The 21,742-nt window shown below is 73.4% G+C and carries 19 protein-coding genes and 1 pseudogene; 1 reads left to right on the top strand and 19 read right to left on the bottom strand.

Annotated elements, in window-relative coordinates:
• Positions 1–257: 257 nt before the first annotated feature.
• Complete coding sequence (locus OP18_RS39805) at positions 258–1,817, top strand: alpha-L-arabinofuranosidase B (protein ID WP_033364373.1); 1,560 nt, start codon at positions 258–260, stop codon at positions 1,815–1,817.
• Between the two features lie 58 nt (positions 1,818–1,875).
• Here the strand turns inward: OP18_RS39805 and OP18_RS39800 are convergent, their stop codons facing one another.
• From OP18_RS39800 to OP18_RS51605, 19 genes and pseudogenes are all read right to left on the bottom strand, one after another.
• The gene (locus tag OP18_RS39800) at positions 1,876–3,021 is read right to left on the bottom strand and encodes an alpha-lytic protease prodomain-containing protein (RefSeq protein WP_033364372.1); all 1,146 of its coding nucleotides are present in this window, start codon (positions 3,019–3,021) and stop codon (positions 1,876–1,878) included.
• Between the two features lie 209 nt (positions 3,022–3,230).
• Complete coding sequence (locus OP18_RS39795) at positions 3,231–4,031, bottom strand: S-methyl-5'-thioadenosine phosphorylase (RefSeq protein ID WP_033364371.1); 801 nt, start codon at positions 4,029–4,031, stop codon at positions 3,231–3,233.
• The gene (locus OP18_RS39790) at positions 4,028–5,200 is read right to left on the bottom strand and encodes a pyridoxal phosphate-dependent aminotransferase (RefSeq protein ID WP_033364370.1); all 1,173 of its coding nucleotides are present in this window, start codon (positions 5,198–5,200) and stop codon (positions 4,028–4,030) included. Before OP18_RS39790 ends, OP18_RS39795 begins: the two co-directional genes overlap by 4 nt.
• Entirely contained in the window at positions 5,197–5,904 is a 708-nt protein-coding gene (gene mtnC / locus OP18_RS39785; RefSeq protein WP_063745719.1) for an acireductone synthase, read from the bottom strand. Before mtnC ends, OP18_RS39790 begins: the two co-directional genes overlap by 4 nt.
• The gene (locus OP18_RS39780) at positions 5,904–6,485 is read right to left on the bottom strand and encodes a 1,2-dihydroxy-3-keto-5-methylthiopentene dioxygenase (protein WP_033364369.1); all 582 of its coding nucleotides are present in this window, start codon (positions 6,483–6,485) and stop codon (positions 5,904–5,906) included. The genes mtnC and OP18_RS39780 overlap by 1 nt, the downstream gene beginning before the upstream one ends.
• Positions 6,486–6,504: 19 nt before the next feature.
• Positions 6,505–7,152, bottom strand: coding sequence for a methylthioribulose 1-phosphate dehydratase (gene mtnB, locus OP18_RS39775; protein ID WP_052388021.1), 648 nt, complete (start codon positions 7,150–7,152; stop codon positions 6,505–6,507).
• Complete coding sequence (gene mtnA / locus OP18_RS54565; protein ID WP_063745718.1) at positions 7,149–8,717, bottom strand: S-methyl-5-thioribose-1-phosphate isomerase; 1,569 nt, start codon at positions 8,715–8,717, stop codon at positions 7,149–7,151. Before mtnA ends, mtnB begins: the two co-directional genes overlap by 4 nt.
• A 21-nt stretch (positions 8,718–8,738) precedes the next feature.
• Entirely contained in the window at positions 8,739–9,977 is a 1,239-nt protein-coding gene (locus OP18_RS39765) for an MFS transporter (protein ID WP_052388020.1), read from the bottom strand.
• A gap of 78 nt (positions 9,978–10,055) precedes the next feature.
• On the bottom strand, positions 10,056–11,528 hold the full coding sequence (locus OP18_RS39760; protein WP_033364368.1) for a glutamine synthetase family protein: 1,473 nt from the start codon (positions 11,526–11,528) through the stop codon (positions 10,056–10,058).
• Positions 11,521–12,777, bottom strand: coding sequence for a kynureninase (kynU, locus tag OP18_RS39755; protein WP_211273820.1), 1,257 nt, complete (start codon positions 12,775–12,777; stop codon positions 11,521–11,523). The genes OP18_RS39760 and kynU overlap by 8 nt, the downstream gene beginning before the upstream one ends.
• A complete protein-coding gene (locus OP18_RS53705) occupies positions 12,774–13,193 on the bottom strand; it encodes an ester cyclase (protein ID WP_052388019.1) in 420 nt (139 codons plus the stop codon). The genes kynU and OP18_RS53705 overlap by 4 nt, the downstream gene beginning before the upstream one ends.
• A 2-nt stretch (positions 13,194–13,195) precedes the next feature.
• Positions 13,196–13,645, bottom strand: a complete 450-nt coding sequence (speD, locus tag OP18_RS39745) for an adenosylmethionine decarboxylase (protein WP_052388018.1) — start codon at positions 13,643–13,645, stop codon at positions 13,196–13,198.
• Between the two features lie 14 nt (positions 13,646–13,659).
• Entirely contained in the window at positions 13,660–14,397 is a 738-nt protein-coding gene (locus tag OP18_RS39740) for a 2OG-Fe dioxygenase family protein (protein WP_162189888.1), read from the bottom strand.
• 837 nt (positions 14,398–15,234) lie between these two features.
• The gene (locus OP18_RS39735) at positions 15,235–15,816 is read right to left on the bottom strand and encodes an RICIN domain-containing protein (protein WP_081971505.1); all 582 of its coding nucleotides are present in this window, start codon (positions 15,814–15,816) and stop codon (positions 15,235–15,237) included.
• Between the two features lie 267 nt (positions 15,817–16,083).
• Positions 16,084–17,079, bottom strand: coding sequence for a C-terminal binding protein (locus OP18_RS39730; protein ID WP_033364365.1), 996 nt, complete (start codon positions 17,077–17,079; stop codon positions 16,084–16,086).
• Positions 17,066–17,278, bottom strand: coding sequence for a hypothetical protein (locus OP18_RS39725; protein WP_033364364.1), 213 nt, complete (start codon positions 17,276–17,278; stop codon positions 17,066–17,068). The genes OP18_RS39730 and OP18_RS39725 overlap by 14 nt, the downstream gene beginning before the upstream one ends.
• A gap of 79 nt (positions 17,279–17,357) precedes the next feature.
• Positions 17,358–19,301, bottom strand: a complete 1,944-nt coding sequence (locus tag OP18_RS39720; protein ID WP_033364363.1) for an APC family permease — start codon at positions 19,299–19,301, stop codon at positions 17,358–17,360.
• A gap of 76 nt (positions 19,302–19,377) precedes the next feature.
• Positions 19,378–20,091, bottom strand: a complete 714-nt coding sequence (locus tag OP18_RS62115) for a response regulator transcription factor (protein ID WP_052388017.1) — start codon at positions 20,089–20,091, stop codon at positions 19,378–19,380.
• Positions 20,088–21,742, bottom strand: a pseudogene (locus tag OP18_RS51605) (DUF4118 domain-containing protein); the annotation flags it as partial. The gene OP18_RS62115 and the pseudogene OP18_RS51605, both read right to left, overlap by 4 nt.

Here is a 21,742-nt window from a genome sequence, read left to right as displayed (position 1 = left end):
CAAAAGTCGCCGATGCCAGTTGCGGAGATCGATCCCGCAGCGTTACGTTAGCGCTCACATCGGACGCCGGGCCTCCGCCGAAACGGTCCCGCGCCGGTGCCGGCGACGGCGGTCCGGGAGGAGCCGCGCAGCGCCGCCGCACCCCCGCCGCCGCACTCCCCGGCGGCGATCGCACCGTGCACCGCCCTGCCCGCGCCGCCGGACCGGCCCGCGGTGGCGGTCGCACGGCCACACCCCAACGCAGGAAGGAACCAACCATGCCTCTACGGTCACGAAGTCGACGTCTCCGCGGCGCCGTGCTGGCGCTCGCCGCCGCGGCCGCGCTCGTCGCCGGCCTGCTCGTCGGCACCGGCACGTCCCAGGCGGCGACCAGCCAGCCGTGCGACATCTACGCCGCGGGCGGCACCCCGTGCGTCGCGGCGCACAGCACGACCCGGGCGCTGTACGGCGCGTACAACGGTCCGCTGTACCAGGTGCGCCGGTCCTCGGACAACGCCACCCGCGACATCGGCCTGCTCAGCGCCGGCGGGTACGCCGACGCCGCCGCCCAGGACAGCTTCTGCGCCAACACGAGCTGCGTCATCACGATCATCTATGACCAGACCGGCCGCAACAACCGGCTCACCCAGGCACCGCCCGGTGGCTTCCAGGGCCCGGCACCCGGCGGGTACGACAACCTCGCCGACGCCAAGGCGGCACCGATCACCATCGCCGGGCACAAGGCGTACGGCGTGTTCGTCGCCCCCGGCACCGGCTACCGCAACAACGCCACCAACGGCATCGCCAAGGGCGACCAGCCGGAGGGCATGTACGCCATCTTCGACGGCACCCACTACAACGGCGGCTGCTGCTTCGACTACGGCAACGCCGAGACCAACAGCCGCGACAACGGCAACGGCACCATGGAGGCGATCTACTTCGGCAACAACACGGTGTGGGGCAGGGGTTCGGGCAACGGCCCGTGGGTCATGGCCGACCTGGAGAACGGGCTGTTCTCGGGCGTGGACCCGAAGCTCAACAGCGGCAACCAGACGATCAGCCACCGGTTCCTGACCGCGATCGTGAAGGGCGAGCCGAACCACTGGGCGATCCGGGCCGGCAACGCGCAGGCGGGTGGGCTCACCACGATGTGGGACGGCATCCGGCCCACGGTCGGCGGGTACAACCCGATGAAGAAGGAGGGCGCCATCATCCTCGGCATCGGCGGTGACAACAGCCACGGCGCCGCCGGCACCTTCTACGAGGGTGTGATGACGTCGGGCTACCCGTCCAACGCCACCGAGGACGCCGTCCAGGCCAACATCAACGCCGCCGGGTACAGCACGTCGGGCAACCCGGACCCGGGCCCGCTGACGCCGGGCTCGAACGTGTCGCTGCGGGCCACCACCGCCTGCTGCACCACCCGGTACATCAGCCACTCCGGCAGCACGGTGGCCACCGCCGTCGTCACCGCGTCCAGCTCGTCCACGGATAAGGCCAACGCCTCGTGGACGGTGCGGGCCGGGCTGGCCAACAGCTCCTGCGTCTCCTTCGAGTCCCGCAACGCCGCCGGCAGCTACCTGCGGCACCAGAACTACCAGCTGTACCTGCACGCCAACGACGGCAGCGCACTGTTCGCCTCCGACGCGACGTTCTGCCCGCAGGCCGGCAAGAACGGCCAGGGCAACTCGTTCGCCTCGGCGAACTTCCCCAGCCGGTACATCCGCCACTACAACAACAACGTCTACATCGCCAGCAACGGCGGCTCGAACACGTTCGACGCCACCGCCGCCTGGACCGACGACGTCAGCTGGGTGGTCAGCGCGACCTGGGCGTAGCGGCCCACAGTGGGCCCGGTCCGGCATCCCGCCGGGCCGGGCCCCGGACCGTCCCGGTTCAGCCGACCGACACCCGCCAGCCCATCGGCACGACGGCCGCGGCCGGGTGGAAGTACGTCGTGGTGCCGGCCGCCGACATCGCCACGATCATGCCGCCGATCTTCAGGCCGGCCGCGTCGTACGTGAAGACGTTGCCGCCGCTGTCGCCGAGCCGGGTGATGACCGGGCCGTTACTGACCAGCCGGTCGAGGCTGCAGGTGGTGACGCCGTCGGTCATCAGCACGCACAGGTTGGTCGCGTCGACCGTGCCCGCGCAGACCTCGCCGCCGAACGCGCCGTTGGTGCAGAACGCCTGGCCGACCACGGACGCCTTGGTGCCGCGGATGAAGTCGCCGTAGTCGCTGCTGGACGGTCCCTTGTACGTCCACGGCGTGAACGTGCCCGTGACGTACTCGAGGTCCTTGCCGTTGTTCGCGACGGTCCGGCCGCTCACGGTGCCGATGGAGACGCCGTTGTTGGTGACGACCGCCCCGTTGGCGAAGCAGTGGCCGGACGTGACCATCTTGCGGCTGGCGGGTGTACCGGGCACCTCGACGAAGAACCCCGCGGTGCAGGCGATGCCGCCGGCGGCGATCCGGATGCCGGCCGCCCACGGCCGCCAGTCGGCGGTCCGGCTCGCCCGGGTCGCCCGCGCGGCCTCGTGCAGCGCGACCTGGTCGCCGAACTCCGCCCGGGCCGCCGCCACCAGCTGCGGCGACAGCCGGGTCACGCCGACCGCGACGCGGTTGCCGGTGACGTCGACGTACCACTCCGCCAGCGCCGCGCCGCCGACCTGCCACCGGTCGGGGTCGGCGGCCACCCGCCGGCGCACCGCGTCCAGCTCGGCCAGGCTGTGGCGCACCGGGACCAGCGCGACCCGCAGGCCCGGCCCGCCCTGCCGCGCGGTGGCGACCGACCCGACCCTGGCCCGGGCCGCGGTGAGCCGCCCGGGCGCGTAGCGGACGGTGAGCGTGCCGCGGGCCGCGTCGACGCTCACCCCGCCGAAGGTCGCCTGGTCGGTGCCGGCCACCGAGACCAGCTCGTCGGCGCGGGCCTGGTCGACGACCAGCGCCGGCGGCGCGGCCTCGGCCGGCACCGCGGCCACCGCCGCACCGACGGCGCCGATGACCGCCGCCACGAGGAGCTGCTTGGACAGCGAACGCATGTGATGAACCGCCTTCCGGGGTCTGCGGCACATCGATGAACGTGCCTGCATGGTCCGCCTCGATGGCACCATCCCGCCGGCGCCGGCGGTAGGGCGCTCGGCGATACAGGAAGCGGTACGGGCAGCGGTACAGCCGGCCGGCCGGCCGCGTTCCCCGACCGAGGCGCAGGGCCCGGACGCCGACCCGGCCGCGGCGGCGCGGCGGACGGTCAGGCGGGCACGCTCATGCCGGCCAGTGCCGCCTGGCAGTCGCACGCCGGCTGGGCCGGCAGCGCGGCGACCGCGGTCAGCACCACGGCGCGCAGGCGTTCGATGTTGGCCGCGAAGACGGCGAAGACGTCGTGCTGGCTGACCGCCTCGGTGCGGTCGATGCCGGCGTCGAGGTCGGTCACCAGCGCCACCGACGTGTAGCACAGGGCGAGCTCGCGGGCGAGCACGGTCTCCGGCTGGGCGGTCATGTTGACCAGGGTCCAGCCCTGCGCGGCGTACCAGCGGGACTCGGCGCGGGTGGAGAAGCTCGGGCCGTCCACCACGACGGTCACCCCGCCGTCGGTGATGTCCTGCTGGTGCCGCGCGGCGGCCCGCAGCACCGCGTCGCGGCCGACCGGGCAGAACGGGTCGGCGAAGGACACGTGCACCGCCCCGTCGTCGTAGAACGACCGGGTCCGGCCGGTGGTGCGGTCGACGAGCTGGTCGGGCACGACGAGACAGCCGGGCCCCAGCTCCGGCCGCAGCGACCCGACCGCCGACGGGGCGATGATCTGCCGCACGCCGAGGGACCGCAGCGCCCACAGGTTCGCCCGGTAGTTGATCCGGTGCGGCGGGAACCGGTGGTCGCCGCCGTGCCGGGCCAGGAAGGCGACCCGCCGCCCGTCGAGCGTGGTGACGCCGACCGGGCCGCTCGGCGGGCCGTACGGGGTGTCGACGGTGACCTGCTCGATGCCGTCGAGCAGCGCGTAGAAGCCGGTGCCGCCGATGACGCCGACGGCCGGGTCGTGGGTGGGGTTCATCGTCGCTCCGTTCCGGACGGGTCACGGGGGCGCAGGCCGGCGAGGCGGCGCGCCGCCTCCGCCAGGACCGGCGGTTGTTTGCAGAAGGCGAACCGCACCACGTGCGACGCGCCGGCGGGGTCGTCGTAGAAGACGGCGCTGGGGATCGCGACGACGCCGACCCGGTGCGGCAGCTGCTCGCAGAAGCGCACCCCGTCCGCCTCGCCGAGCTGGCGGGTGTCGGCCTGCAGGAAGTACGTCCCCGCGCACCGGTACGGCGGCAACCCCGCCTCGGCGAGCGCCGCGGCGAGCCGGTCACGGTTCTGCGCGAGGGTCGCGGCGAGGCCCCGCGCCCAGTGCTCGGCCGTGGGCAGGGCGTGCGCGACCGCGTGCTGCAGCGGCGTCCCCGACGCGAACGTGAGGTACTGCTTGACCGCCCGGACCTGTTCGACCAGCCCGGCCGGGCCGCAGAGCCAGCCGACCTTCCAGCCGGTCACGTTGAACGTCTTGCCGGCCGAGGAGATCACCAGGGTCCGGTCCCGCATGCCGGGCAGCTCGGCGAGGCTGACGTGGGGGACGCCGTCGTACGTGAGGTACTCGTAGACCTCGTCGGCGACCGCGATGACGTCGTCGCGCAGGCAGACCGCGGCGACGTGGGCCAGCTCCGCGCGGTCGAAGACGGTGCCGGTCGGGTTGTGCGGGCTGTTGAGCAGCAGCAGCCGGGTCCGTGGGGTGACGGCGGCGGCCAGCTCGTCGGGGTCCATGCGGAACCGGCCCGTCGCGTCCGGCCGCAGCCGTACCGTGCGGCACCGGGCCCTCGCCAGCTCGATGCCGGCCCGGTACGCGTCGTAGTACGGCTCGAACACCACGACCTCGTCGCCGGGCTCGCACAGCGCGAGCAGGGTCGCCGCGAGGGCCTCGGTGGCGCCGGCGGTGACCAGCACCTCCCGGTCCGGGTCGTAGACGGTGCCGTGGCGCCGGGCGCGCTGCTCGGCGACGGCGGTGCGCAGCCGCGGGACGCCGGTCAGCGGCGGGTACTGGTTGTGCCCCGCGTCGATCATGTCCTTGGCGTGCCGCAGCAGGTCCGGCGGGCCGTCGAAGTCGGGGAACCCCTGGCCGAGGTTGACCGCGCCGGTCCGCTCGGCGAGGGCGGTCATCGCGGTGAAGATGGTTGTCGTGGGGGCGCTCACCGGGCGGCCTCCGGTGCCGCGGTGTCCAGGAGCCGGTAGCCCCGCGCGGTGACCTCGAGCTCGGCGAAGGACCGGATCGCCGGCGGCGGTGCCGCCCGCCCGTCCCGGCACACCGCGACCGCGTGCCAGCCGGCGTCGCGGGCGGCCCGCAGCTCCGCCCCGCTGTCGGACAGGAACAGGATCCCGTCGCCGGGCACGCCGAGCGCCGCCGCGATCGTCCGGTACGCGTCCACTGTGGACTTGCCGCCGGCGTTGGCGGTGTCGAAGTGGTGCGACAGGTACGGCCGCAGGTCCCCGTGCGGGGTGTGCCGGAACCAGGCGCGTTGCGCGGCGACGGACCCGGAGGAGAAGACGCACAGCGTCAGCCCGTCGGCGTGCCACGCCCGCAGCGCCGGCGGCACGTCGGGGTACACGTGCGAGGTGAGCTCGCCGGCGGCGAAGCCCTCCTGCCAGATGAGGCCCTGGACGGTCTTCAGCGCGGTCTCCTTGCGGTCCTCGTCCATCCACGTCCGCAGCAGCGCGACGCGGCCCGCCAGGTCCGTGCCAGGGACCGGCAGCGTCGCGAGCGCCTCGGCGACCTCCGGGTCGGTGTGGTGCGCGGCCAGCCACTGCGGCAGCCGCCGCCGGGCGTGGCCGAACAGGACCCGGTGCACGTGGTCGCTGGAGCTGGTGGTGCCCTCCACGTCCAGCACGACGGCCCGCATCACGCCACCGGGGCGGCGCGCAGCTCGTCGAGGGTGGGGAAGCGGCGCGCGATGCTGTCGGCGACGAACTCGCCGATCCAGCCGTCCTCCTCCTCGAAGAACCGGATGGCGGTGAAGTCCGGGCGGGCCCCCATGTCGAACCAGTGCCGGGTGCCGGCCGGCACCGACAGCAGGTCGCCGGCCTCGCACACCATCGCGTGGACCTTCCCGCCGGCGTGCAGGTAGAAGCAGCCGGTGCCGGCGACGAAGCACCGCACCTCGTCCTCGGCGTGGGTGTGCTCGTCCAGGAACTTCTCCCGCGCCGCGCGGGCCGTCGCCGGCCACTGCGGGTCGTCGTCGTCCGGGACCAGCCGGGCCACGTCGACGAGCCGGAAGCCGTTGTCGTCGCACAGCCGGCGTACCTCGTCGCGGTAGGCGGCCAGTACGTCGTCGGGGGAGGCGCCGGCGGGCAGGGGGCGCACCGGCCACCGTTCGAACGTGACGGCCAGCGGCGCGAGGGCCTCGGTGATCAGCTCGGGCCGGTCGGTCCGCAGCAGGACCGTGGCGGGGTCGTCGTCGGGCATGATCTGCAGCAGGGACATGGCGGTTCCTTCCGTGAGGTCAGCGGTCGAGCAGCAGCGTCAGCCGGCTCAGTTCCTCGAGGCATTCCAGGTGGTTGCGGGCCTGGCGCAGGTCCGTGCCCCAGGCCGTGGCGCCGTGGTAGGCGATCAGCAGGACCGGTCCGGCGTGCCGCGGGTCGCCGGCGAACCAGTCCTCGGCGTCGGCGGCGATGCGGGGGACCTCGGGCCAGTTGGTGAGCACCGGCACGACCAGCCGGCCGTCGGTGCGGCCGAGGCCTTTGATGAGCTCGAAGTCGTCGAACCGGACGGTGGACCGGCCGCGGCCGGCTTCCCGGCTGGCCAGTGCGGTGGCATACGGGCTGTGCGCGTGCACGACCGCCGCGCAGCGCGGGAACCGCCGGTACACGGCGAGGTGGATGGACGTCTCGGCGGACGGCCGCGGCCCGTCGTCGCGCACCGGCAGGCCGCTGGCCGCGTCGACGGCGACGGTGTCGGCCGGGGTCAGCTCGCCCTTGTCGCGTCCGCTGGCGGTGATGAGGATCCGGTCCGGGGACGTGCGCACCGAAAGGTTGCCCGACGTGCCTTCCAGCCAGCCGCGCCGGTACAGGCGGCGGGAGGCGTCGGCCAGCTCCGCGGCGGCCTGCGGTCCGGGGTGCGTCGCCGGTGCCGTCTCGAACGTCGCGCTCACGCGCCGCTCCCGGCGACGAGGGCGACCCGTGCCGGGGCCAGCCGTTCGGCGCCGGCCAGGCCGGGGATCGCCAGCAGGGCGGCGAAGCCGGCGACCGCCGCGCCCTGCCCGGCGACGAGGCCCGCGACGGCGCCGAACGTGCCGCCGGTGGCGAGGATGTCGTCGACGATCAGGGCCCTCGCCCCGGGTGGCAGCGCGTCGCGTTGCAGTTCGACGGTGTCGCTGCGGTACTCCAGGTCGTAGCCGGCCGACGCGACGGGACCCGGCAGCCGCCCGGCCTTGCGGGCCAGCACGAGCGGGCGCCGCGCGGCCAGCGCGACCGCGGTGCCGAGCGGGAAGCCGCGCGCCTCGACGGCCACCACGTGGTCGAAGTCGCCGGCGAACTCGGCGGCGACCGCGGCGGCCGCCTCGGCGAGCAGCCCCGGGGTGGCGTAGACGCCGCGCAGGTCCTGGAACACGGTGCTGGGGTCCGGGAAGCCGGGCACCGTCGTCACCGCCCGCCGGATGCGGCCGGCGAGGTCCGCCCGGGCCGGCGCGGGCCGCCCGCCGGGCAGCACCGCGTCCTCGGTGACGACGGCGGTGATGAGCCCGGTGGGGGTGACGTCGAACGCGGGGTTGAACGCCGTGGTGCCGGGCGCGGCGACGGGCACGCCGGCGACCGAGGTGACCTCGTGCGCGGGCCGCTGCTCGATGACGATGCCGCGGCCGTCGGGGGTGTACCGGTCCACGGTGGACTCCGGGGCGACCACGACGAACGGCACGCCGTGGCGGGCCGCGGCGACCGCCAGCGCGTAGGTGCCGATCTTGTTGGCGACGTCGCCGTTGGCGGCGACCCGGTCCGCGCCGACGACGACGCAGTCGACCATGCCCGCGGCGAGCGCCGCCGGTGCCGCCGAGTCGACGCACAGCCGGTGCGGCACGCCGGCGGTGTGCAGCTCCCACGTGGTCAGCCGGGCGCCCTGCAGCAGCGGGCGGGTCTCGGTCGCGAGCACCGACTCGATGCGCCCGCTGCCGGCGAGCTCGATGACGGCCTCGAGGGCGGTGCCGCGCCCGCCGGTGGCGAGGCGTCCGGTGTGGCAGTGGGTGAGGATCCGCAGCGGCCGGTCCGGGCAGATCGCGGTGATCAGCTCGGCGGCCCGGACGGCGGCGGCGCGGTTGGTGCCGCGGTCGGCGTCGGCGTGCGCGAGGGCGTGCCGCAGGACCGCGTCGGGGCCGTCCGGGACCCGCAGCAGCGCGGCCTGGATGCCGCGTTCGAGGTTGACGGCGGTGGGCCGGGCCGCGGCGAGCCGGCGCGCGTCGTCGTGCACGGCCCGCGGGTAGTCGCCGTCGTGGTGCCGGTGCGCGGACAGGGCGACGCCGAGTGCCCCGGCGATGCCGAGCGCGGGTGCGCCGCGGATCGCGAGCCGCTGGATGGCGTCGATCAGCTCGTCGACGGTGGTGATGCGCAGCCGGTGGTGCCGGTGCGGCAGCTGGGTCTGGTCGGTGGTCTCGATGGCGCCGTCGACCCAGTCGAGGGTGCGGGCGGTGGCGGTGCGGTAGGCCACGCCGCCGTCAGGTTGGTCCATTCGGGGGGTCCTTCTTTCGGGTCATGGCGCCGCTCCCGGGCTGTGCAGGGTGCGGGCGCGGCCGGCCAGCACGCCGGCGGCGAGCTTGACGGCGGTGAGGAGGAACAGCAGGGCGAACGGCCAGCGCCAGCCGCCGGTGGCGTCGTGCAGCAGCCCGACGAGCAGCGGGCCGGTCGTCGCCAGGAGGTACCCGACGCACTGCGCCATCGCCGACAGGCTGATCGACTCGGCGGCGCTGCCGGCGCGGGCCATCGTGAAGTAGAGCGCGAGCCCCATCACGCCGCCCTGGCCCAGCCCGAGCAGACCGGTCCACAGCGCGGCGGTGCTCAGCGGGGCCGCGACCGCGCCGGCGAGCCCGGCCGCGCAGATGCCGACCCCGGCGACCACCAGAAGGCGCTGGTCGGCCCGCCGCTGCGCGAGCATCGGCGTGGTCAGCGCGGTCACCAGGCCGCCGATGCTGAGCATCGACACGAGCAGGCCGGCCTGCCCCGGGGTGGCGCCCCGGTCGCGGAAGAAGCTCGGCAGCCACGACAGGGTGCTGTAGTAGATGAGGCTCTGCAGCCCCATGAACGCCGCCACCTGCCACGCGAGCGGGGACCGGTAGACGGTGCCGGCGCCCGCGGTGCCGGCGCCGGCCGGGGCGGTGCGCCGGGACGTCTGCGGCAGCCACACCAGCAGGGCCACCACCGCCGGCAGGCACCAGACGCCGAGCGTCACCGGCCACGAGCCGCCGGACGCCTCGTACAGCGGCACGCTGGCGGCCGAGCCGACCATGGCACCGATGTACAGCGCGAACAGGTACAGGCCGAGCAGCAGCCCGGTCCGCTGCGGCTGCCGGCGCTTGATCATGCTGGTGAGCAGGACGCTCATGACGGCGATCGCGCCGGCGGACACGGCGGTCGCCGGGAACAGCGCGCCGCCGGGGAACGCCGCCCGGGCCGCCAGCGCGCCGGCGAGCACGAGCAGCGAGGCGGCGAGCGTGCGCTCCTCGCCGTAGCGCCGGCCGAACGACGCGGCGACCGGCGCGAACACCCCGAACGCCAGGACGGGGACGGTGGCGACGACGGTGACGGCGGTCAGTGACAGGTGCAGATGGGTCTGCATCTCGGGGAAGATCGGCGGGAGGCTGGTGATGGCGGGACGCAGGTTGCACGCCAGCAGGACCACGCCGCAGCTGAGCAGCAGCAGGTCCCGCCGGTCGGCGGCACGGTCACGGGCAGCGGGTTCCCGCTGGATTTCGCGTGTTTGACCCGGTTTCATCCCTGCATCCTTCCAATGCGTGACGGATCCGCAACCCGCTTCACCCGCCATCGCCGGCCGCCCGGTTCAGGACACGGTTCAGGGCACGCAGTCCAGGTACGTCTCGACGTCCCAGGCGGTCGGCACGGCCAGGAACCGTTCCCATTCCGCGCGTTTGACGTCGTGGTAGACGCGGGACATGTCACCCGGCAGCGCGCCGCTGATGACGGCGTCGGCCCGCAGCGCCCGCAGGGCGTCGCCGAGGCTCTCCGGCAGCGCACGGGGCGGGAAACCGTCCCGGTCGCCGCGGTCGCCCGGGTCGTCGTAGGCGCTGGAGTCCTGCGGCGGCCCCGGATCCACGGCGTGGGCGATGCCGTCGTCCAGCGCGGCGAGCAGCGCCGATCCCATGAGGTACGGGTTCACCATCGCGTCGACCGACCGGTACTCGACCCGGCCGGGCGCGGAGACCCGCACGGCGCACGTGCGGTTCTGCACGCCCCAGTTCGCCCGGACCGGCGCCCAGAACCCGGTGTCCAGCAGCCGCCGGTACGAGTTGACGGTCGACGACCCGATCGCGGTGAGCGCCGGCAGGTGCTCGAGGATCCCGCCGATGCAGTGCAGCGCCAGCTTGCTCGGCTGCCGGGAGCCGGCGGTGTCCAGGAAGGCGTTGACGCCGCCGGTCCGGCGGGCGGAGACCTCCGGCGCGGCGCCGTCGCCGTCGCGGGCCGCGACGCCGTCCTGCCCGCCCTGCCACAGCGACATGTTGTGGTGGCAGCCGGAGCCGGACAGGCCGCCGAACGGCTTGGCCATGAACGTCGCGACGAGGCCGTGCTCGCGGGCCACCTGCCGGCAGATCTGCCGGTAGGTGACGAGCCGGTCGGCGTTGCGCCGGACCTCGTCGTAGTTGAAGTTCAGCTCCAGCTGCCCCGGGGCGTCCTCGTGGTCGCCCTGGATCATGTCCAGGCCCATCGCGCGGGCGTACTCGATGACCCGCAGCGTGACCGGGCGCAGGGTCTCGAACTGCTCGATGTGGTAGCAGTCGGGCCGGGTCGTGCCGGTGACGCCACCGGCGGCGTCGCGCCGCAGCCACATCATCTCCGGCTCCGTGCCGACCCGCAGCTCCAGGCCGTCGTGCCGGCGGCGGAACTCCTCGTGCTGGCGGGCGAGGTTGCCGCGGCAGTCGGAGGTGAGCACGCCACCGGGGTCGGTGCGCTCGTCGCGGTTGCGGAACAGCCGGCCGAACACCCTGGCGACCCGCCGGTCCCACGGCAGCTGCGCGTACGTGTCGGGCTCGGGCACCGACACCAGCTCGGAGGCCTCCGGCGGGTAGCCGAGGTAGCGTCCGTGCCGGTCGACGGCCAGGTCGGCGACGGAGCCGTAGACCATCTGCACGCCGCTGTCGGCGACGTCCTGCCAGTGCTCGACCGGGATGCCCTTGCCGACGACCCGGCCGGTGACCGTGACGTGCTGGACGTACACGTACTCGACGCCGGCGGCGCGCATCCTGTCCCCGACGTCGGCGGCGCGTTCCCGCCGCGCCGGGTCCTCGACGAACCGGTCCAGCTCACTCATGCCTCAGCCCTCCGTCGTTCACGGCCGTCTCGACGGTGGCGACCGCTTCGGTCAGCGCCGCGGCGGCGTCCCACACGTCGGCGTAGCGCACGTACAGCGGCGCGAACCCGAACCGCACCACGTCCGGTGGCCGGTACTCCACCATCACGCCGCGGCGCAGCAGCTCCGCCACGACCGCCTCGGCGGCGGGATGGCGGTAGGAGACGTGGCTGCCGCGCCGCTGCGCCTCGGCCGGCCCGAGCAGCCCCAGCCGCCGGTTGCCGGGCCGGGCCGCGACGAGTCGTACGAACCGGTCGGTGAGCGCGACCGCCTTGTCCCGGATCTGCCGCAGGTCGGCGCGGCGCAGCAGCCGCACGCCCTGCTCCAGCGCGACCAGTCCCAGCACCGGCGGGCAGCCGCTGAGCAGGCCCACCGGCGACGGGTCACGGTGGTAGACCGGGTCGAACGCGAACGGGTCGCGGTGGCCGATCCAGCCGGTGACCGGTTGCGTGAACCGGGGCAGCAGCCGGTGCGACACGTACATGAACGCTGGCGCTCCCGGCCCGCCGTTGAGGTGTTTGTACCCGCACCCCACGGCCAGGTCGACACCCCACTCGTCGACGTGGACCGGCATGGCACCGGCGCTGTGGCACAGGTCCCACAGCACGAGCGCGCCGGCCTCGTGCGCACGTTCGGTGATCTGCTGTACCGGCAGGATCTCGCCGGTGCGGTAGTCGACGTGGCTGAGCAGGACCACGGCCACGTCCGGCCCGAGGTGCGCCACGACGTCGTCGGTGGGCACGACCCGCAGCTCGTGCCCGCCGCTGACCAGATTGACCAGGCCATCGGCGACGTACAGGTCGCTGGGGAAGTTGCCGGTGTCCGACAGCACGACCCGCCGCCCGGGCCGCTGGGCGAGCGCGCCCCACAGCAGCTTGAACAGGTTCGTGGAGGTGGACTCGCCGACCACGACCTGGCCCGGTGCGGCGCCGATCAGCGCGCCGATCGCGTCGCCGACGGTGACCGGCAGCCGCAGCCAGCCGTGCTGCGTCCAGCCGCGGTTCAGGTCGTTGCGCCACTGCCCGCGGACCACGGCGTCCAGCGCCGCGGGCGTGCCGGCGGGCAGCGCGCCGAGCGAGTTGCCGTCCAGGTAGATGAGGTCCGTCGGCAGGTCGAAGTGGTCGCGCAGCGGCGCCAGCGGGTCGTGCCTGTCCAGCTCGACGAAGGTGTCGCGGTCGGGGACCGCCGGTGCGGTCGTGGTGCCGCTCACGGCGCCGTTATCTGGGACATGAGGCCGTTGATGTCCTCGTTGTGCCACCACTCGACGATCTCCCGGCCGCGGAAGCCCATGATGTCGATGCCGGTGAGCTCGACGCCGCGGCCCGTGCCGGGGATGCCGGACAGCACGCCGAGGTGGGTGCCGGCGGCGCGGTACCGGGCGACCAGCTTGTTCGACTCGACCATGACGTCCTCGATGACGAACGTCATGTCGGGGAACGCCTGGTGCCAGTCGACGGCCATCGCGATGTGCCCCTCGCGGGTGTTGGGGAACTGCTCGATCGGCCGGTGGTCGTGGAAGTCCTCGGCGAGGACCCGTCCACCGGCGGGGTCGCCGAGGTTCCACAGCTCGCCGATCCAGACCCGTACGTACGCCTCGACCATCTGCTCGCGTGTCGCGTCGCCCATGCTCACACCCACCCCAGTCCTCGCCGGTACTCGTGCACCGCGATGCCGCTGGGCGCGAACGCCTCCTGCAGCACCGGGATCGCGTTGCGCGGCTCGGCGGCGCCGCACATGAACATGTCGATGGCGGCGAACTCGCGCTCGGGCCAGCTGTGGATGCTGATGTGTGACTCGGCCAGCACCACCACGCCGGAGATGCCGCCGTTGGGCGTGAAGTGGTGCAGGTAGATGTTGAGCAGGGTCGCCGAGGCCGCCGCGACGCACCGGCGCAGCGCGTCCTCGACGTGGCGCAGGTCGTCCGTGCGTTGCGCGCCGGACAGGTCGATGAGCAGGTGGTTGCCGACGTACCGGTCGACGCCGTCGCTGAGGATGTGCCGGTCGTCCGGCACCGGCGGGTGCGCCGGGAACCGGTCGGCGATGATGTCGGGTCCTGCGGTCGCTCCGGTCAGCTGCATGTGTGCACCCCGCCTCACGCCTCGACCGGGTTCACGGAGAAGCCGCAGATGTCCCGCACCCCGACGGGCGCACCCGGCCGTACCTCGATCGGGGTCACGTCGTGCATGCACCTGGGGTCCTGGAACACGACGGTGTCGCCGGGCTCCTGCATGACCAGCTCCCGGTAGACGGCGCCGTCGGGCGTGGCGAAGCGGCTGACCGCACCGTCCACGTCGGTGCGCCGCATGAGCGTGAGCGCGGTGAAGGCGTGCCCGTCGCGGTGCATCCCCTCCGGCGCCGGAAACCCGGGCTGGCCGGGCCGGGCGATGATGCGCATGAGGTGCACGCCGCACTCCCAGCGGGTGGCCCGGTCGCGGTCCCGCGCCGGCAGCAGGGCGAGCACCGAGCGCATCAGCGCCGCCAGGAACGTGTTGTCCTGCGTGCGTTTCTCCAGCGATTCGAACCGCCGTTCAATACCGCCGGCATAATGGTTGACATCGGTGCTCTGATAGAACGGCTGATCCTCCAGCGGCTCGGTCGCCCCCGTTTCCAGATCGACCACGAATCTGCCGAAGCGGCGCTGCCGGAACACATATTCTGACTTGAGCCACAGGTCGTCGGCGAGATTGTCGAAGTCGCCGGACAGTGCGGTGAAGTCCTGCCGGAGCGGCTCCGGCAGGGCCGCCGGGTCGCAGCGCAGCTGCACCACCGGATCGTCGGCGAACGGCGATTCTGGCGCCGATGCGAAGATCGGCACGAGTTCCGTGGGCACGGACAAGCTCCTCATCGTGATGGGGTTCGGCGGGGCGCGAGAATGCAGCGCTCGGCACCCGGCTATCGGCGTGTGAGACGCGGTGCACCGGGCTGCGTTATCGGCTTTCGCATCCGACCGTAGTCACGATCATTGATTGATGTCAATGCTTTGCGTGCGATGGAATTCGATGTCGAACTCGTGGTCACGCAGAATTCATCGACGCGGTGACAGGGCGCGACCAGGTCCGGAGTGCGCGCCGCGCGGGTATCCACGGCACGCTGGTATTGACGGCGCGCGGCGGCCGGCCCGCCGATGGTGATGGCCGCGAAATGTCGGCGGCGGGCCGGTGTTAGTGGCGCGCCGATGTTCGAGCGGGCAGGCCGTTCGGCGGTACGCAGGCGTTTCGGCCGTGCGCGGGCTTTCTCCGGCGGCGCGCTGGATCGGCGGGCCGTTGCTCGGATTTGCGCGGACCGGTGGTCGCGCGGTGCGATGATGCCGCTCGGGCGGCTAGGCCGCGGCCGGCACGTCCTGCGGTAACGCGGCGATGGAACGCAGTGCGATCTGCCGGCCGGCGAAGGTTGCATTCATGCTGATCACGATCGCGTGATCGTGGGTCATTGCTGCTCCCCGCGTGATTCGGTGCAGTTCACCAGGCGACCGGACGGTCCGATGCCGCGGGACCGTCACCCCTGGCGCAAGTAGACAACATAGCCGCAATGCACGACCCCTGTCGTCGCCGATCCCAAATAGTGACCCCTCAATTACTGTGGGGTGATGCACTCCCGAGGGCGGCGCCGCAACCGGCGGCACGAAGGCCCGGCTCGGCGGCGTCTCCCGGCGCCGGCGGCGTCGTGCTCATCCGTACGGGTTCTGGTACGGGACCGTCTGCCAGCGCTGGTCTCCGGATCCGTCGCAGGTGCGCTGGACGACCGGGGCCCAGTCGGCGGTGCTGCCGGCGGCCACCGACAGGCACTTGCCGCTGAACGCGTTGCGCAGCGTGAAGCTGCCCTCGTACAGCACCGCGATCGCGCGCGGCGCGCTGACCGGGGTGTCGTCCTCCAGCCAGCGCACGTGGTCGCCTTCCTCGCAGGCCATCTGGATGACCAGCACGCCGTCCCCGGTGCTGGCGCCGGGCACCCCGAGGCAGCCGGAGGCGTAGAAGTCGCTGCTGGCGGTGTGCAGCGCGCGCAGCTGCAGGCCGCCGCCGCGCTGGTACACCTCCCACGCCTGGTTCGTGCCGAAGACGCAGCTGAACTGCACGGCCGGCCCGTACGGCTGGGTGTTGAAGCCGCCGATCTCCAGGCACTTGCGGGTGGCGACGTTGCGCACGTAGTTGGTGTAGCCGTAGGCGTCCAGCGCGGCCCGCGACGACCCCGCGGGCAGGACCGCCGCCGCCAGCGTCACCGTCACCCCGAGCACCCCACGAAGTACCTTCATGGAACTCAGGTTCCATGAAGGTACCCGGGTATCACAATGTCGGATACCCGTCGCCGGCACGCACGCCACCAACCTCGTACATCAGAGGCTGGGTGGGCTGGCATCCGAAAGAGCCCTTCGACGGTGTCCTGGTGCTCCGCCGGGCCGACGGATCAACGCAACGCCGCACCGTCAAGCGACGACGCGGGCTCGTGGGCTGCGAACGCCGTGATCTCCTCGCTTCGCATCGAGGTCTGAACACGCATCCGCTCACGCCCCGGCCGGTGGTCAGCGGCTGACGGTGTTGACCGGGGACTGCGGGGTCTGGCCGGTGAGCACCCGGACCGCCTCCTCGGCGGCGAGGGCGCGCACCGTGCGCAGGGACTGCTCGGAGTAGTACGCGGCGTGCGGCGTGACGACCGTGTTCGGCAGGTGCAGCAGCGGGTTGTCGGGGCGCCAGTCGCGGTGCTTGGCCGGCTCCTCCTCCAGGTCGTCCAGCGCCGCGCCGGCGATGGTGCCGGTGGTGAGGGCGTCGGCGAGGGCGGTGTCCTCGACGATGGGGCCGCGGGCGGTGTTGATGAGGATCGCGGTCGGCTGCATCCGGGCGAGCGTCGCGCGGTCGAACAGGTGGTGGGTGTCCGCGGTCAGCGGCGCCTGGATGGTGAGGAAGTCGGAGGTCTCGACGAGTTCGTCGAAGGAGACCGGCTCGACGCTGTGGGCGCGGACGCGGTCGTCGGGCACGAACGGGTCGTGGGCGATCAGGCGGACCCCGAACGGGCGGGCCCGGTCGGCGATGAGCTGGGCGATCGCCCCGAAGCCGAGGATGCCGAAGACCTGCCCGCTCAGCCGCCAGATCGGCTCGCCGGTCTGCCAGGTCCACGAGCCGGCGCGGATGGCCGCGTCGTACTCGTTGATCTTCCGGGCGGCGGCCAGCCAGAGGGCGATCGCGTGGTCGGCGACCTCCTCGGCGCACCAGTCGTTGGGCGCGTTGGTGACCTGGATGCCGTGGCGGGTGGCGGCGTCGACGTCCACGGTGTCGACGCCGGTGCCGTAGCGGGCGATCACGCGGCACTTCGGCAGCTGGTCCATGGCGGCCGCGCTGATCTGCACGTACTGGGTGAGGATGGCGTCGGCGTCGCGGCCGTACCGGATGAGTTCCTCCTCCGTCTTGCACCGGTACGCCTGCAGCTCGAACCCGGCCTTCTCGGCGATGGCCCTCTCGATGTCCACGTCGCCGAAGTCATAGTCGGCGACCATGATCGTTGCGCGGTCAGTGTGAGTCACGGGGCAGTCCTTTCGTGTGCGCGACGTCCTGGTAGGCGACGGCGAAGTCGAGGCAGCTGCCGGAGTCCATCTGGCCGGTGTGCGCCCGGAACAGCTCCTGCCAGGGCGTCTGGTTGTCCAGGGCCGGTGGGGTGTACGCCTGCGGCGGCGCGCCGGCGCGCAGGCGCGGCGGGCGGAACGCCGGTTCGCGATCGAGCATGTCGTGACCTCCACACCGGGGGACGACCGTGACCTTGACCAGCGGGGCCCTACCCGGCCGGTCAGGTCCCTAACGCCCGTCAGCCGACGTGGACCAGCGGGCGGCGCTGCGGGTCCGGCTCCGCCTCGCGCAGCACCTCGCGGGTGACCGGGGCGATCTCGCCGTCGCCGAGGAACAGGAAGCGCAACAGGTACACGACGGGATTGCCCTCGGTCCAGTTGAAGTAGATGTGCGGCAGGTCGCCGGTGTCGTCGCGCAGGTGCAGCAGCAGCGCGGCGATCGCGTTGGCTATGGTGGGGCTGGTCATGCGCAGGATGCGGTAGCCGAAGCGTTCCTCGCCGGTCACGTGCAGCGCCGCTTCGAAGTCCGACGGGTCACCGATGGTGACCTCGAGGAACAGCGGCCACGTCCGGGCCGGGATGTGGTTGTGCTTGCGCTGCTCGAACTCCTTGTCCCGGTACTCGGCCTCGTCGCGGGCGTCGGGCTCGTTGGCGATGATGCGGATCTCGCCCTCCTCGGCGGCCTCGTCGACGAAGCGCTGCGCGAGCGGGTCGAGCCGCACCTCGGTGACCCGCAGCTCGGTGACGCGCAGGATGCGCGACAGCAGCGAGGTGGCCACGATGGCGAGGATGAACAGCGAGGCGATCTTGACGCCGTCGGGGCGTTCGATGACGTTGTCGACGGTGGTGTACGCGAACACGACCGTGACGGCGGCGAACGCGACCGTGGACCTGCGGTGCCCGCGGCGGCGGGCGGACATGGTGACCGCGACCGCCGCGGAGGTGATGAGCACCAGGACGCCGGTGGCGTAGGCGCCGCCCTGCGCGTTCACGTCGGCGGCGAAGACGACGGTGATGAGGAACGCGATCATCGTGAACACGACGACGAGCGGGCGCACGGCCCGGGTCCAGCGCGGCGCCATCCCGTAGCGCGGCAGGTACTGCGGCACCAGGTTCAGCAGCCCGGCCATCGCCGACGCGCCGGCGAACCACAGGATGAGCACGGTGCTGATGTCGTACAGGGTGCCGAAGCCGTTGCCGAGGTATGAGTGCGCCAGGTACGCCAGGGCCCGGCCGTAGGCCCGGCCACCCGCCTCGAACTCGTGCTGCGGGATGAGCAGGGTGGTGACGAAGCTGCTGGCCACCAGGAACACGCTCATGATCACGGCGGCGGTGGTCAGGAGCCGGTGCGCGCCGCGGATCCGCCCGCGCGGCTGCCGCGGGTCGTCGCCGGCGTCGCCCTTGATCAGCGGCATGACCGCGACGCCGGTCTCGAACCCGGACAGGCCCAGCGCCAGCTTCGGGAACACCAGCAGCGCCACCAGCGCGATGCCGAGGATGTCGGGGTGCTCGGTGCTCAGCAGCGCCCGCCAGTCCGCGACCACGTGCGGGTTGGCCGCGACGTGCTCCAGCGCCACCGCGACGACGATCGCGTTGAGCGTCAGGTACACCGCGACGATGCCGACCGCGATCCCGATCGCCTCCTTGAAGCCGCGCAGGAACACGGCACCGAGCAGCGCGATCAGGACCAGCGTCACCACGACCTGCTCGCCGTGCACGGCCGCGGGCAGGTACGGGTTCTCCAGCACGTGGGCGGTCGCGTCGGCGGCCGACAGGGTGATCGTGATGATGAAGTCGGTCGCGGCGAAACCCAGCAGCGCCAGCACGAACAGCTTGCCGGTCCACCGCGGCAGGATCCGCTCCAGCATGGCGATGGACCCCTGCCCGTGCGGGCTCTCCCGGGCCACCCGCCGGTACACCGGCAACGCGCCGAGCAGCGTCAGCGACACCAGGATGAGGGTGGCCAACGGCGAGACGGCACCGGCGGCGAGCGCGGCGATGCCCGGCTGGTAGCCCAGTGTGGAGAAGTAGTCCAGGCCGGTCAGGCACATCACCTGCCACCACGGCCGCTGGTGCTCGCCGCCCGGTTTGGCGTGCGGCCCGGAGTGCTCGGCGTTGAGATCCTCCAGCAGCCACCCGCGGAGCCGGCGCCGGGAGATCTGCTGCTGTGCCGGCTGCCCCACCGTGGTTCCCTTCGCTGTCAACGCTGTGCCGGTCCATCCTCACCCGGCCACCGCCCGGTTGACCGCCCGAGCGGCGTTAAGAACGCGTCAAGATCCGCTGAGCTGACGCGGACGGCCGGCCGTCGGCCAGGTTCCGCTTCGGGCTCGTGCAGCAGGCGCCGGGTGAGCGGGGCGGCCTGGCCCGTGCCGAGCGGCACCTGCGCCGGTGCGGGGTCGCCGGGCACGCCAGGCGCCGTGGTGGCCGGCGTCGCGGGACAGCAGGTCGGTCAGCGACTCGCGGCGCACCAGGGTGCGCGCCCGGCCGTCGGCGACGCCGATCAGCGGCGGGCGGCCGACGAGGTGGGCGGTGCCCGTCGTCGTGGCGGGCGTCGCGGGTGGCGAGGTCGACGGTGTACCGGCCGATGCGGACCTGGCCCGGTTCGCCGGCGGGGCCGTGGCGGCGGGTGACCGCCCGGAGCCGGGCGAGCAGTTCGCCGATGTCGAACGGCTTGGTGACGTAGTCGTCGGCGCCGGCGTCCAGGGCGTCGATCTTGTCGGTACTGCTGCGGCGGCCGGACAGCACGATGACCGGCACCGGCGTCCAGGCGCGCGGGGCCCGGATGACGTGGACGCCGTCGATGTCGGGCAGCCCCAGGTCGAGCACCACCACGTCGGGATGCTCGGCCTCGACGGCGGCGATCGCCTGGGTACCGTCGGCCGCCGCGACGACGTCATAGCGGCGGGCCTGCAGGTTGATCCGCAGCGCGCGCAGGATCTGCGGCTCGTCGTCGACGACGAGGACGCGGGTCATGTGGTGGCCTCCAGCGTGCCGTGCGGGTGCGGGTACACCTCGAGCCGCCGCAGCAGTACCGGGTCGGCGTATCCCGGCGGCGCCGTCCGCAGCGTGAGCGTCATGGTGAGGCCGCCGCCGGGCGTGTGCTCCGGCTCCAGGCGGCCGCCCATGGCCTCGGCGAGCCCGCGGGACAGGGCGAGGCCGAGACCGACCCCGGTGGTGTTGTCGCGGTCGCCGAGCCGCTGGAACGGCTGGAAGATCCGGCCCCGGTCGGCGGCGGCGATGCCGGGTCCGTGGTCGATGACGCGGACCTCGACGAGGCCGGCGTGCTCGCTGGCGCTGATCAGCGGCGGCTGCCCGGCCGGGCTGTGCCGCACGGCGTTGCCGAGGACGTTGACGAGGATGCGTTCCAGCAGCGCCGGGTCGGCGTACACCTCGGGCAGCTCGTCGGGGATGTGGATGCGGACGCCGGCGGCGGCGCGGTCGAGGGATTCCTCGGCGGTGGCGAGGAGCTCCTCGCGGTCCTCGGCGGAGAACTCCACGTCGTGGCTGCGCAGGCCGCCGACGGCGGCCTTGGCGGAGGCGAGGGGGGTGCGATGGCGGCGTGCGCGGCGAACGCCTCGACGAGGCGCCGGTCGGCCGCGGCGAGGGTCGGTCCGCGCAGCACCAGGGTCAGCTCGTCGTCGATCGGCACCCCGGTCTGCCCGTCGGCGGGTGCGGTGCACGGCTGGCCGCCGGCGTTCGCCGCGATGCGCCAGGTGCCGGCGGCGCCGTCCTCGCCGGTGCGCCGCTGCGGCCCGGTGGCGCCGTCCTCGCCGGTACGCCGCTGCAGGAGGGTGACGCTGGTGAGGCCGAACACCTCACGGACGCGTTCGAGCAGCGCCGGTAGCGGCCGGTCGCCGTGCAGGACGCTGCCGGCCAGGGTGGACAGGGTCTGCGCCTCGGCCCGGGCCCTGGCGGCCTCTCTGGTACGTCTGGCGGCGAGGTCGACCACGGTGGACACGGCGGCGGCGACCAGGACGAACGCGAGCAGCGCGAACAGGTTCTCCCGTTCGGCGACGGTGAAGCGGTGCACCGGTGGGGTGAAGCAGTAGTTGAGCAGCAGGAAGCTGCCGACGGCGGCGAGCAGCGCCGGCCACAGCCCGCCGACCAGGGCCACGGCGACGGTCAGCATCAGGAAGGCGAGGATGTCGCTGGGCAGTGAGATGTCCGCCTGGACGGCGGTGAGACCGAACGTCAGCAGCGGCAGGCCGAGCAGCGCGAGCGCGACGCCGGCGAGGCGCCGTCGCGGGGTGAGCCCGCCGGTGGTGCTCAGGCGCAGCCGGCCGCGCCGGGCCTCCTCGTGGGTGACGAGGTGCACGTCGATGGAGCCGGACTCGGCGGTGGTGGTCACGCCGACGCCGGGGGACAGCACCTGGGCGAGCCGGCCGCGGCGGCTGGCGCCGAGGACGAGCTGGGTGGCGTTGACGCCGCGGGCGAAGTCGAGCAGGGCGGCCGGGATGTCGTTGCCGACGACCTGGTGGTAGGTGCCGCCGAGGGTCTCGGTGAGGACGCGTTGCCGGGCGAGGTTCGCGGGGTCGGCGCCGGCGAGGCCGTCGCCGCGGATGACGTGGACGGCGAGGAGGTCGGCGGCTTTGGTACGGGCGGCGATGCGGGCGGCGCGGCGGAT

It is taken from the genome of Dactylosporangium aurantiacum, from assembly GCF_000716715.1.
GTDB lineage: Bacteria > Actinomycetota > Actinomycetes > Mycobacteriales > Micromonosporaceae > Dactylosporangium > Dactylosporangium aurantiacum.
This window is presented reverse-complemented; position numbering and strand designations above follow the sequence as displayed.

What these genes read in the sequence shown, in the direction of transcription:
- OP18_RS39805 (WP_033364373.1), top strand. Translation starts at nt 258, where the DNA reads ATGCCTCTACGGTCACGAAGTCGACGTCTCCGCGGCGCCGTGCTGGCG.
- OP18_RS39800 (WP_033364372.1), bottom strand. Translation starts at nt 3,021, where the DNA reads ATGCGTTCGCTGTCCAAGCAGCTCCTCGTGGCGGCGGTCATCGGCGCC.
- OP18_RS39795 (WP_033364371.1), bottom strand. Translation starts at nt 4,031, where the DNA reads ATGAACCCCACCCACGACCCGGCCGTCGGCGTCATCGGCGGCACCGGC.
- mtnC (WP_063745719.1), bottom strand. Translation starts at nt 5,904, where the DNA reads ATGCGGGCCGTCGTGCTGGACGTGGAGGGCACCACCAGCTCCAGCGAC.
- OP18_RS39780 (WP_033364369.1), bottom strand. Translation starts at nt 6,485, where the DNA reads ATGTCCCTGCTGCAGATCATGCCCGACGACGACCCCGCCACGGTCCTG.
- mtnA (WP_063745718.1), bottom strand. Translation starts at nt 8,717, where the DNA reads ATGGACCAACCTGACGGCGGCGTGGCCTACCGCACCGCCACCGCCCGC.
- OP18_RS39765 (WP_052388020.1), bottom strand. Translation starts at nt 9,977, where the DNA reads ATGAAACCGGGTCAAACACGCGAAATCCAGCGGGAACCCGCTGCCCGT.
- OP18_RS39760 (WP_033364368.1), bottom strand. Translation starts at nt 11,528, where the DNA reads ATGAGTGAGCTGGACCGGTTCGTCGAGGACCCGGCGCGGCGGGAACGC.
- OP18_RS53705 (WP_052388019.1), bottom strand. Translation starts at nt 13,193, where the DNA reads ATGGGCGACGCGACACGCGAGCAGATGGTCGAGGCGTACGTACGGGTC.
- speD (WP_052388018.1), bottom strand. Translation starts at nt 13,645, where the DNA reads ATGCAGCTGACCGGAGCGACCGCAGGACCCGACATCATCGCCGACCGG.
- OP18_RS39735 (WP_081971505.1), bottom strand. Translation starts at nt 15,816, where the DNA reads ATGAAGGTACTTCGTGGGGTGCTCGGGGTGACGGTGACGCTGGCGGCG.
- OP18_RS39725 (WP_033364364.1), bottom strand. Translation starts at nt 17,278, where the DNA reads ATGCTCGATCGCGAACCGGCGTTCCGCCCGCCGCGCCTGCGCGCCGGC.
- OP18_RS62115 (WP_052388017.1), bottom strand. Translation starts at nt 20,091, where the DNA reads ATGACCCGCGTCCTCGTCGTCGACGACGAGCCGCAGATCCTGCGCGCG.